The sequence below is a fragment of the Paenibacillus sp. USDA918EY genome, from assembly GCF_009870825.1.
GTDB lineage: Bacteria > Bacillota > Bacilli > Paenibacillales > Paenibacillaceae > Paenibacillus_AQ > Paenibacillus_AQ albilobatus.
Genome location: NZ_WTWY01000010.1, coordinates 210,666 through 222,297, shown reverse-complemented (window position 1 = coordinate 222,297; position 11,632 = coordinate 210,666). Strand labels below are relative to the sequence as shown.

Below are 11,632 nucleotides of genomic sequence, written 5' to 3'. Positions count from 1 at the left end.
CGCTTTTTCAAGATTTATGTCAAAGGGTTCAGAGGAGCAAGCGAACTAAGAAATCGATTGATGAGCACGAAGTCTACCGATGAAGTACGCGCGCTTCTGGACGAATTTGCGCAGCATATGGATGAGGGTGGAGAAAGTTAAATAAGGAATGCGGAGCAACTCCGTCCCTTAGGGGATGGAGTTTTTTGCGTTGACCTGTTGTATGGAAGGGCAGATTATGAGCATTCAGCAGTCCGTTTCAACCAGCGTTTTAGAATTCCAACCAGTGATTAAGTTCTAAAATTACGCCTCGATATCATCAAGATACAGATCGGATATAATCAATTTATAAATTAAGGGAGGTATGGTAAACCATGGTACAGGATGCGAATCGTTTTGGTGAAAGAATCAGTCAGCTGCGTCATAGCAAAAGCATGACCCAAGAAAAATTAGGGCTGCTTCTTAATGTTTCCGCACAAGCGGTTTCCAAATGGGAAAAAGGGGACTCCTTGCCCGATATTTCTCTTTTGACGGAGTTGGCAAACGTTTTTGACTGCACTACAGACTACCTGCTCGGAAGAGGCAGCCATTTGCAAGCGATGTTACCTCAAATCAGAATGGAACTCCGGAAGACGACGCAAGAGGAACAGATTAATTTTTTGGGCGAGGTGATTGCTGCTACATCTCATCATGCGCAGACACCGGCATCACACCCATCACTAACTCAAATCCAGCTAGGTCCAACTGGATTAGGTTTGTGGGCTAAAGACAGATTGGTTTGTATCGCAACATCGCGTTTCTTAAACGAAGCTACAGATGCAATGCATGAATCCGTAGAATTTCCAATGAATGTTTTACCTGCCGATATGATTACGGTTCTATATGAGTTATTGGTTAACAATGAGAACCTGCAGCCAGATTTCACTCCAGTAGAAGAATCGATCCTTCGCTCCCGGCTGCCCTCGGACATGAATTTTGACAAGGTAATCGTGGATTGCATTGAACTGGGCTTCGTGGATAGGGTCCGAGGTGGGTATAGACTTAATGTTAAAGGTGATCTTGCAACCCGTTTATTTTCAATCGTTCATAGGGTTGTAAGTAAACCAAGCTCGGTTTCCTTTGATTATTCGTTAAAATAATGGTTCTTGCCCCGTGGTTTAGATACGCAACCTGTTGCTACGCTGACAGGATGACAGCAGTCAAGTAATTGGCTGCTGTTTTTTGTTATACGAAAGGGCAGATCATTATAATTGTACTTTACCTATATTTTAACGGTAACTCCATGCTATGCTTTTCATACACGTTGTATGTGCAGGAAAAAAGACGAAGATAAAAAGGATGAAATAGATGGCGGCGTATAATAAACCAACAGTGGAAATTTCCGAAGTGCAAGCTGTATTGCGCAAGCATTTTCGATCAGATGTAACCGCAATAACGCCATTGGAAGGCGGGAATATAAGCGCGGTATTCTCCTTCGCATGTTTGGATCAGGAATACATCATTAAATTTTGCGATTTAACCGGGAGTTTTGAAACGGAAAAATTGATTTCAAACCTTTTATCCTCGCAGGGAGTTCCGTTTGCCCGCTGCATGGAGCTAGGGAAATTTAAATCAATGAACTACCTGATTTCGGAAAAAATCGCGGGACGGATTCTGAACGACTTCTCTTATGAGCAGCAACAGCGAATGCTTCCGGAGGTCGTTCAAATTTTAACGCGAATGAACCAGGTAAAGTCAGAAACAACCAAAGGATATGGGACGATAAATGCTAGTGGTGATGGTACTTATAGTTCCTGGAGGGAACATATTATTGCGACCTTCGCTGAGGAACAAGCGGATAGCTTCTGGGAAGGTTGGCACAGCTTGTTCGAAACATCCTGTCTGGAGAAAGACGTGTTTGATGAATGTTACAACAGATTGTTAGCCTATGCTACGTACAATGAACCGCATCGATTTTTTATTCACGGCGATTTTCACCAGTACAACATTTTATCGGACGGGCAACGAATAACCGGGATCATTGATAGCAACGGCAAATATGGAGATTTTCTGATCGACCTTGCCACATTGGACTGGCACATCAAAACACATTTGAAGCTCGATGTGGTCCAAATATACCAAGATTATCAGCAAGAAATAGGCATGGACATACCGAATTTTAAAGAGAGGTTCATGGGTGCAACCTATTATAATGGATTGATCGGATTACGCTTTTATGCAAAGATGGGATGGAATGATGCTTATTACGAACTCCGTGATGAGCTATTGAGTTTAAGATGATCCTGACATAGTAACTCATGATTAAAAAATAGCAATTCTGAGGACATCGGCATCGTGCTGTTGATCGAAATGGGAGATGACCTGTTGAAGCGGCTGGATCTTTAACAGGAGGTGAAAGGGAGATTGTGGCGTACAGTATAGCGGACAAACAAGACACGGCAATTTTTTTAGATACGCTGAGTCAGCTACCTTCCACCAATGGTACCATGCTCCAACGCGATTAAGGCAGCGTCTATACATCACAGGCATATCAAGAGGCGGTAAAAGGAAGGCATTACCATGTGCATGTCCCTTAAGTCCGGGTACGAAGCGTATCAAGTACCTGGAGGAAAATGCGGCCGCGGCTGATATCCTTCTCATGAAGGAGGATCTCGAACGAATCGATCAGGTCAGCCCCAGGAATGTCGTTCACGGCACGCGTTATATGAAAGAACAGATGACGCTTCTCGACGGCTAGACTATAACCAGAAGAAGCAATGGTCCACGGGCTCCGTGAACTTGATACACAAGCTATTTTGCTTCATCGGCGACTCTGGTTTATTCATGAAATTGCTTCTTATTATTACGGTATTCATTAATAATTACTTGTAATTTCCTAATTGTATCGAATTTTTGTAAAGGTACATACAAAAAGAATTTCAATCAGGTGACTCGTAAACCTGAAAAGTACAATGCTGGAATGCCATTTTCCCTATTGACGGGTGGTTTACTTCCCTATATCCGGAGCCTTTCCCCAGTACATCGTGATTCGACCACATACGTTTAAAATCAGGGCTAACCGCTTGCAGCTTCTCAACCAACTCCTCGAATAACGAATCCCCTGCATACCTATCATATGTCCTTTGAAATTGGGCCAAGGATTTTTGAGCAATTTCCTCCCAATTCTCAATTCGTTTCTGCATTTCCGGAAGTTTAAAAAATCTCCATAAGGAATTGCGTTCTTCCGGCGGCATGCCCAAGCAATGGACAGCTTTATGCCGATCCTCCATAACTATAGAACTAGTGGCCTACAATGGAAAATGTTGGGTGTCACAAGAGAGAAAGTATTATCAAGAAATAGAAGAATTGAGAATGGTTCTACCATCCTGTGGAGTTATATTGAAAATCTTGTTAATGATGCAGTTGAGAAGGGTTTTTTGGAGCCTTAGAATTTGTAATTCCCAATTGAACTAAAAGGTGTGGTTGCAATGTTTCCTCGGTATTCATGGAACGTAGGTCAACCTGATCACCTTCTCGCCAATTCGATCGCTTGCCACGAGGCGCAGCGGCGGCCGCGGCCCAGCGAAGAACGGCTTGCCGTGACCCAGCACGACTGGATGGAGATAGAGTCGATACTCATCAACGAGACCGAGCTCCGTTAGACTGTGCGCCAACTCCGGCCCGGCCACTTCAATCTCCCCTTCATGCTGAGTCTTCAGCCCACGTATGGCCGCTGCAAGGTCGCCCTCGATCAGAGAAGTGTTCGGACCGACGGACTTTAACGTCCTCGACACCACCCATTTCGGTTTGCTTTGCCAAGCCGCTGCGTATTCCCGTTCCGGCGCATCCCATTCAAAATGGTCTCCGTCCCAATACCGCATGGTCTCGTACATGCGGCGCCCGTACAGGCAGCCCGCCAGGCCGCGCACGTCGTCGATGAAATGACGGAATAGCACGGGGTCGGGCTGAAATGCCGGGTGGTCGTGGTCGACGAATCCGTCCAGAGACTGGTTTAATGCGAAAACGATCTTTGCCATGCGATTGACTCTCCCTCCTGGTTTTCTCGCACATTCATCATCAAAATTACACGTTCCATATGCAGCCTCCTTTATGTCTACATTTTATCATCCAACAACATGCTCGTTTCTCATGGATTGCTAAATGTGCACCGTCCTGGCCTGACCGAATACAAATTTAATTTAACGAAGGATGCCTAACGGGAAACGATAATTCAACATAAGGAAGCAGAATGCCGGGCCGGCAGCTGTTCCTTATTTATAATATCAGAAAGTATAAACTCCAGAGCCATGGCTTCCTGATATTGCAAGAAAAACTTCCTCTAAACGCGGTCTGTCTTCTTTGAAGGTGCGTCGATAGACGTTTTTCTTATTAAAGTAAACGGGCAGCGCAGAATAATGCGGAGTACATCGCCGGTACGACCATCATTCATTTATCATCATGTCCGCACAATACAAAATGTTGTCTCATTAGTTCAAAGAATAATATGGTTTGGGCGTTTATCATATCAGATAACACGATCTAACTTCATGTTCTCGTCGGTAGATATTCACGACATATGATGACTAAGAAAGGCGTGATGATAGAGATGAAAAAAATCTATGTGGTAAACAAAACTCATTTGGACATTGGTTTTACCGATTTGGCAGAAAATGTCTTGCACAAGTATTGCTATGAATACATTCAAAACGCAATCACTTTAGCGGAAGACTTAAGAAAAGAGGGCAAAGAATTTGTTTGGACAATAGGCAGCTTTATCATTGAATATTACTTCAAAAACATGGATGAAGAAGCCTGTAAAAAGCTAGATGATGCCATAAAGAAAGGTTACATACGCTGGCACGCCATCCCGTGTACGTTTCACTCTGAAGCGATGACATCTCAAACGTTACATTACATCATTTCCATCTCCAAGAAGTTAGATGCTCGTTATGGATACACAACAACAAGCGCAAAAATGACGGACGTCCCAGGACATACGATCGGGATTGTCGATGAGTTATATCGTCAAGGAATTAAATTCCTGCACATCGGTGTAAATGGCTCAAGCTCCATTCCGGAAGTTCCGGATACATTTCTATGGAAGCATGGCGAAAGCGAGATCATTGTCTCTTATTCGGACGACTATGGCGGCGTCATCGGAGTGGATTGCATGGATAACAAGCTGGCGTTTATGCATACGCATGATAATAGTGGTCCAGGAACAAAAGAGAAAATTAACGCTTACTTGTCAAAAATGGCAAATGAGTATCCAGACTATGGGCTTGAAATGACTTCCATGGATCAGTTCGCCAATGAGCTTTGGGAAGTACGCGACCAACTGCCAGTGATTACAGAGGAGATTGGGGACACCTGGATTCACGGAACGATGTCTGATCCGAAAATCATTCGTGATTACCGGATTTTAACGAATTATATGTTGGATCACCAAATAGAAAATGATGATGCGAATTTCTATGCGATGTTAGTTCCAGAGCATACTTGGGGAATGGATATCAAACGTTATTTTAGTGACTATATGAATTATGAAAAGAAAGACTTCCAGCGAGCGCGCAGTTTAGACCAGATTACCGATGCCGATTTAACCTACGCTTATGGCATTGTTAAAGATGCAACGGTTGGCGAAATGAAATTCACTTATAATGAGTGGACGGATCGTTCGTACAAATTTTATGAGTCCTCATGGAAAGAACAACGCAAGAACATTGATCGTGCAATCGCTTGTTTGGAGCCTGAAGATCAACATCACATTAAAAAACGGATCGAAGTTCCATATCATATCTTTGATAACCAAGGGATTGAATGTAGTTTGGAAGAATTGATTTCGATCAACGGGTATCAAGTGATGTTTGCTAGCGATGGTTCCATCAACCACTTAGAAAAGGATGGAATCCTTTACTTTGATCAGGACAACAAACTCGGGGTGCTGAGCTATATCATTGCCGGGCAAAATGACTATGACAACCTGCGGTACAACTATTTGCGCGAATTGCAGCATAATTGGTGGGCCATTGACTTCCTAAAGCCAGGAATGGAGATTCAAAAACGCATTCAATGGAATGAACATTTCACACCACATGTTGTGAAGTTAGTGAAGGAAAATGATTCGATGATTGCCACTTTAAAATATAGCCAAAGAGCTGTGGAGGAGTATGGTGCTCCAAGAGTGGCAAAGGTTAAATATCAATTTGGAGAAAAAGTTGAAGTGGCAGTTTTATTACAGGATAAAGATGCCATTCGTTATCCGGAAATTTATTCTTTTGACATGACACCACGTTTGAATTCGCCGTATTTAACGAAGATTCGTAAAATGGATACCGTGATTTCACCTTTTGCAGTGGTAGGTCACGGAAATAAGCTGCAGCACATGATTGAAGAGTTGATTTACGATGGCAGCGATAAAAAAATCAAGATTAAACCTATTGATGCCCCTCTGTTGGGAATCGGAACCAATAACAATCTAAGCTATAACAACAAATACCATCCAGACAACCATAAATTTACGTTTACACTCTTGAACACCACATGGGGAACGAATTTCACGATGTGGTATGAAGAAGATATTTTCGCTCGTTTTGAGTTAGTGCTGGGATAAAAGTCTAAAAGAAAAGAAGACAACAGGATCCTCCTGCGTGCCTTCTTTTTGGTTTGGATGCTGAAATCAGGCACCCAGGAACATGCTCATGTCATCTTCCACATTGGTAATGCCGCCGATCCCGAAGTTGTCCGTGAGGACGTTGGCCACGTTAGGCGACAGGAATGCAGGAAGCGTAGGGCCCAGATGGATATTTTTGACGCCAAGATACAGCAGGGAAAGCAGCACGATCACCGCTTTTTGCTCGTACCAGGCAATGTTATAGGAAATCGGCAGATCGTTGATATCTTCAAGGCCGAATACTTCCTTCAGCTTCAATGCAATGACGACCAGGGAGTAGGAATCATTGCATTGCCCGGCATCCAGAACCCGCGGAATACCGCCGATTTCGCCTAAGTCCAGTTTATTGTATTTGTATTTGGCACAGCCTGCGGTCAGGATGACCGTATCTTTCGGAAGTTGAGCCGCAAAATCGGTGTAATAATGGCGGGATTTCATCCGTCCATCGCAGCCGGCCATGACGAAGAACCGGCGGATCGCGCCGGATTTCACGGCATCGACGATTTGATCGGCCACGTTCATCACAGCGGCATGGGCGAAGCCGCCGATGATTTCGCCGGTTTCAAGCTCCGTTGGGGCCGGGCAGCTTTTCGCTTGCTCGATCAGGGCGGAGAAGTCCTTGGCAGCACCGTTCATTCCCTCCGGGATATGGCGTACGCCCGGAAAGCCGGTGTTGCCCGTCGTATAAATACGGTCCTTATAGCTGTCCTTCGGCGGAATGATACAGTTGGTCGTCATCAGAATCGGCCCGTTAAAGGCTGCAAATTCGCTGTTCTGCTTCCACCAGGCATTGCCGTAATTGCCTACAAAATGCTCATATTTCTTGAATGCCGGATAATAGTGGGCAGGCAGCATTTCACTGTGCGTGTACACGTCCACGCCGGTTCCTTCCGTCTGCTTCAGCAGTTCTTCCAAATCCTTCAGGTCGTGGCCGCTAATGAGAATGCCGGGCCGGTTTCGAACCCCGATATTGACCCTCGTCATTTCCGGATGTCCGTAAACGGAAGTATTCGCTTCGTCAAGCATCGCCATGGCGGTTACGCCGTATTTGCCGGCTTCCATCGCCAAAGCGACCAATTCCTGCACTTCAAGGCTGTCATCCAGCGTAGCCGCAAGCGCACGGCGCATGAACCGGTTCAATTCGCCGTCACTTCTCTCCAGATGAAGCGCGTGGTACGTATAAGCGGCCATCCCCTTCAAGCCGTACGTAATCAATTCGCGCAGCGAGCGGATGTCTTCGCTCTGGGTCGAGAGGACGCCAACCGTGCGTGCTTTTTCATCCATTGCGGTTTCATGATCCGCTTCCCAGACGGCAGCATCCGGGAGATTCGCCGTACCTTCCGGATATTGTTCGTTATAATAGGCGCGCACTTCGCCGCGGAGCGCGATCGCTTCCCGGATTCTCCCTACAAAAACCTCGCGGTCAAAGTTGGCGTTCGTAATGGTTGCAAACAAGGAGTCCATGATAAACATCGATACGCGCTGTTCAAGCCCTTCCGGCAGCCGGACATCCAGACTGAGAAAAGAAATGCCTTTCAGCAGATAAATCAGCAAATCCTGCAGGTTCGCCACGTCATGCGGTTTGCCGCATACGCCGACAAGGGTGCAGCCTGTTCCTTTGGATGCTTCCTGGCATTGAAAGCAGAACATGGACGGCTGATGACTCAAGGACGGCTCCGTCACGTTGTCATTCATGATTCTCCCCCGTTTCGTGAGTTATTTGTCGTAAAGGTCAACATACTTCCGCGTTGTCATTGGACTGTCAGAAACAGTATACTGCACTGCGATAGCCGGAAAAGTGATAAAAATCACCCAGGGACAACCCCGCAAGACGTACGATCCGGGGGCGAACGGACCCGGATGGAGTCCCTGAACTATCCTCCAGGGGATCATCCAAAGCATGAAAAGGTGAAGGTTAATCCGGATACAGAAAAGTGGATTTACGTCGGAACCGGGACCGCACCGGTCCGGGACAACCAGTAGTCTTCCGGAACAATCGCGGATCCCAAGACCATACCCAAAACATGTTTTTGATACAGAAAATCCGGTTATTCCTTGACGTAGGAAAAACCGGATCTGTGGTAAAAAATGTACTTTGGTTTGCTCGACAGCCTGAGAAGAACAGCCCGAATGGATGGGCTGTTCTTTTTTTGTGAGTGCATGCATCTTGTCAAATGTGCAGAACGTAGGAGCCGCCCCTGTTTACTCGATAGGCGTCCTGGATTACATGCTGCTTCATAGTAATCTTTCCTCTGCTCTTCCTGGAGGCGGTGCTGTGGATTCCCGGACCAGCAGCTGCGTCGGCAGCAAAATTTCCGTATAAGGCTGATCCGGATTCTCCAAGCGGGAGAAAAGCTGCTTAATGGCATATGTCGCAAATAACCTGCGATTCACATCCAGCGTTGTGGTCGGGGGCGTACAAACCTGCGACAGATACCCGTTGTCGAAGCTGACCACAGAAGCCTCTTGGGGCACCTTCACGCCCAGATGCTGCAAAGCGGACGTAATCATAAAGCCGAAGCCGTCGTTGACGCAGAACCAGGCGGTCGGGCGTTCCTGCATTTGTGCAATGGCACCGTGTACATAGCTGCTGTCTTCGACGGCGTCTTGAATAAGCCAGTCTTCGCGAAGCCGGATGCCGGCTTCGAAGGCGGCGAGACGCATGCCTTCAAGCCGCTCGTAATGGCTGGGAGAATAGTCGATATCGCCCATGAAACCGATGTCCTTATGGCCTAATTCGATCAGATGTCGCACCCCCTCGTACGCGCTGAAACGGTTGTTCGTAAGGATGCTGTCGGCTTGCAGCGAGGGATGGTGGTGGTCAATCAGGACGGCAGGAATGCCTGTATCCAACACGGCTTGTACATAGGGCGTCGTAATGTGGCTCAGGATCAAAATGCCGTCTACCGACCGGTTTTCAACAAAAGCGGGCAGGCGAAGCGCTTCTGCGTCCTCCGGGCTGATGGACTGAATGACAAGTTCATAGCCGTACTTTTTCAATTCTTTATCTACACTTAAATAAATGTCTCCAAAAAACGATTTTCTGGAGAAAGCATAATCCGAAGCAATGAGGGCGATGGTGCCGCCGTCTTGAAGGACCGCAGAAGGATCGATGGAAGCAGGGGAAGCGGCAGCTTCGTTTTGCCGGCCGCGGCGGCTTTTCCTATAGACGTAGCCCAGCCGTTCAGCGGTTTCCTTCACCAGGGCGCGCGTTGCTTCGCTGACCCCGTCCTTCCCCGTCAGAGCCTGGGAGACGGAATTTTTGGATATATGAAGATGGTCTGCGATGTCCTGCATGGTAACTTTATTTTTCAAAATGAATTCAACCTCCGTCGAGCAACAACCGGAAGGGCATTAAACCGGTCTTGCATTCGATTTCATTTTTTCAGTTCCGGAGACGACTGTCAAGCATTCGAGGGTCTGAATCCGTACCTTATCCAAGCTTAGTTATATGATAAGATTGTAACGTTACAAAATAGAAATGTAAACTGATTTTTGTTGTGTACAATAGAGTGTAATCATTATTATGAGTTGACAAGCATCCGAATCAAGGTAATAATAAGGTGCATAAGCGCTTACATGAAATAAAAATAATTTTTTGTAATGTTATTTTGCGGATTTTGGTTTGACTTTGAAATTACATTCTATTGGAGGTCATGTTCAAATGATGAGAAAATCACTTGGTGCACTACTGCTGGCCGCCGTAGCTGCCACGATGTTGTCCGCATGCTCCACCGGTCAAGGCTCGACGGAAAGCAGTGGGAATGGAGGGGCTTCGGGCGGAGTGACAACCATCGAATTCTGGGCAGCTCCTAACCCGACGCAGCAGGCCTACTGGCAGGAAATGGCCAAAGCCTATGAATCGGAACACTCCAACGTCAAAATTAATGTCAGTGCCATCAAAGAATCGCCGACATCCGAAGCGAGCATTCAATCCGCGATTGCGGCGAAGAGCGCTCCGACCATGTCCGAGAACATTAACCGGGGCTTCGGCGCACAGCTGGCGGACAGCAAAGCGCTGGTTCCGCTCGATACGCTGGACGGATTCCAAGATATCGTCAAGGAACGCAACATGAACAGCACCATCGAACCTTGGAAATTCGCGGATGGACACCAATACGTGCTGCCGATCTATTCCAACGCCATGCTGTTCGGCTGGAGACTGGATGTCCTGAAAGAGCTTGGCTATAACGAACCGCCGCAAACCTACAGCGAAATCGTGGAGCTGACCAAGAAGCTGAAAGACAAATACGGCGACCAAAAATATCTGTGGGCGAAAGCCGACTTGGCCGATCCTACGGCCTGGAAACGCTGGTTTGACTTCTACATGCTGTATAATGCGGCGTCCGGCGGCAACAAGTTCATTGAAGGCAGCCGGTTTACCGGCGATCGGAAAGCCGGCGAAGAAGTCCTTGCTTTCATGGACGATTTGCGGAAGGCCAACGGACTCCTGGCCCGCCAGGTGACGGATCCGTTTGAAAATGGCGTCGGCGTCTTTACGGACGTAGGTCCGTGGACGTTCACAACTTGGAAAGAGAAATATCCGAATCTGAAATACGGCGACAACTTTGCACTGACCATGCCTCCGGTGCCGGACGGGATGGATCCTAAAGACAGCAAAACCTTTGCGGATACCAAAGGGCTGGTCATTTATGCCTCCGCTACGAAAGAACAGCAGGCAGCCGCGATTGACTTCATAAAATGGGTATATTCCGATGCGGCTAACGACGCGAAGTGGTTTGAGCAGACCAATCTGCCGCCAGCGCGAGACGATTTGAAAACCAACGATTCCTTCAAAGCTATTTTGGATAAACAGCCGGAACTGAAGCCATATGCGGAGAATGTTCCCAATGCCATTCCGCCGATGGATAACGCAAAATACAACGATTTGCAAACCATCATCGGAACCGAAGCTTTTAACAAAGTCGTCAAAGGGCAAATTTCTCCGGCCGAAGGTTGGGCTAACATGCAGAAAGCGATTGAAGGCGCCCTTCAATAAGG

Annotated in this window: 8 protein-coding genes and 1 pseudogene; 5 read left to right on the top strand and 4 right to left on the bottom strand. The window is 46.8% G+C overall.

Going from position 1 to position 11,632, the window contains the following annotated elements:
• The 3 genes and pseudogenes from GQY55_RS31525 to GQY55_RS20220 all read left to right on the top strand — a co-directional run.
• Window positions 1–141, top strand: a pseudogene (locus GQY55_RS31525) (tRNA-dihydrouridine synthase); the annotation flags it as partial.
• Between the two features lie 212 nt (window positions 142–353).
• Window positions 354–1,118 (top strand): helix-turn-helix domain-containing protein, encoded by a 765-nt coding sequence (locus GQY55_RS20225; protein WP_160043676.1) that lies wholly within the window; start codon window positions 354–356, stop codon window positions 1,116–1,118.
• Between the two features lie 208 nt (window positions 1,119–1,326).
• Window positions 1,327–2,259 (top strand): phosphotransferase family protein, encoded by a 933-nt coding sequence (locus GQY55_RS20220; RefSeq protein WP_160043675.1) that lies wholly within the window; start codon window positions 1,327–1,329, stop codon window positions 2,257–2,259.
• 638 nt (window positions 2,260–2,897) lie between these two features.
• On the opposite strand, the gene GQY55_RS20215 is transcribed toward GQY55_RS20220, so the two are convergent.
• Both GQY55_RS20215 and GQY55_RS20210 read right to left on the bottom strand, forming a co-directional pair.
• A complete protein-coding gene (locus GQY55_RS20215; RefSeq protein WP_236575743.1) occupies window positions 2,898–3,212 on the bottom strand; it encodes an MmyB family transcriptional regulator in 315 nt (104 codons plus the stop codon).
• 249 nt (window positions 3,213–3,461) lie between these two features.
• Complete coding sequence (locus GQY55_RS20210; protein ID WP_160043673.1) at window positions 3,462–3,995, bottom strand: dihydrofolate reductase family protein; 534 nt, start codon at window positions 3,993–3,995, stop codon at window positions 3,462–3,464.
• Window positions 3,996–4,537: 542 nt separating this feature from the next.
• Here GQY55_RS20210 and GQY55_RS20205 point away from each other — a divergent pair.
• Window positions 4,538–6,571 carry a DUF5054 domain-containing protein gene (locus GQY55_RS20205; RefSeq protein WP_236575742.1) on the top strand — a complete coding sequence of 678 codons (2,034 nt, stop codon included), beginning with the start codon at window positions 4,538–4,540 and terminating at the stop codon, window positions 6,569–6,571.
• Window positions 6,572–6,637: 66 nt separating this feature from the next.
• Here the strand turns inward: GQY55_RS20205 and hcp are convergent, their stop codons facing one another.
• Window positions 6,638–8,326: a hydroxylamine reductase gene (hcp, locus tag GQY55_RS20200; protein WP_160043671.1), complete on the bottom strand. Its 1,689-nt coding sequence runs from the start codon at window positions 8,324–8,326 to the stop codon at window positions 6,638–6,640.
• A 540-nt stretch (window positions 8,327–8,866) separates the two neighbouring features.
• On the bottom strand, window positions 8,867–9,946 hold the full coding sequence (locus GQY55_RS20195) for a LacI family DNA-binding transcriptional regulator (RefSeq protein ID WP_160043670.1): 1,080 nt from the start codon (window positions 9,944–9,946) through the stop codon (window positions 8,867–8,869).
• Window positions 9,947–10,298: 352 nt separating this feature from the next.
• On the opposite strand from GQY55_RS20195, the gene GQY55_RS20190 reads away from it, so the two are divergent.
• A complete protein-coding gene (locus tag GQY55_RS20190) occupies window positions 10,299–11,630 on the top strand; it encodes an extracellular solute-binding protein (RefSeq protein ID WP_160043700.1) in 1,332 nt (443 codons plus the stop codon).
• Window positions 11,631–11,632 lie beyond the last annotated feature (2 nt).

Bases quoted from the DNA above. Each gene is read 5' to 3' on its own strand.
- GQY55_RS20210 (WP_160043673.1), bottom strand. From the start codon at position 3,995: ATGGCAAAGATCGTTTTCGCATTAAACCAGTCTCTGGACGGATTCGTC.
- GQY55_RS20205 (WP_236575742.1), top strand. From the start codon at position 4,538: ATGACTAAGAAAGGCGTGATGATAGAGATGAAAAAAATCTATGTGGTA.
- hcp (WP_160043671.1), bottom strand. From the start codon at position 8,326: ATGAATGACAACGTGACGGAGCCGTCCTTGAGTCATCAGCCGTCCATG.
- GQY55_RS20225 (WP_160043676.1), top strand. From the start codon at position 354: ATGGTACAGGATGCGAATCGTTTTGGTGAAAGAATCAGTCAGCTGCGT.
- GQY55_RS20190 (WP_160043700.1), top strand. From the start codon at position 10,299: ATGAGAAAATCACTTGGTGCACTACTGCTGGCCGCCGTAGCTGCCACG.
- GQY55_RS20220 (WP_160043675.1), top strand. From the start codon at position 1,327: ATGGCGGCGTATAATAAACCAACAGTGGAAATTTCCGAAGTGCAAGCT.
- GQY55_RS20215 (WP_236575743.1), bottom strand. From the start codon at position 3,212: ATGCCGCCGGAAGAACGCAATTCCTTATGGAGATTTTTTAAACTTCCG.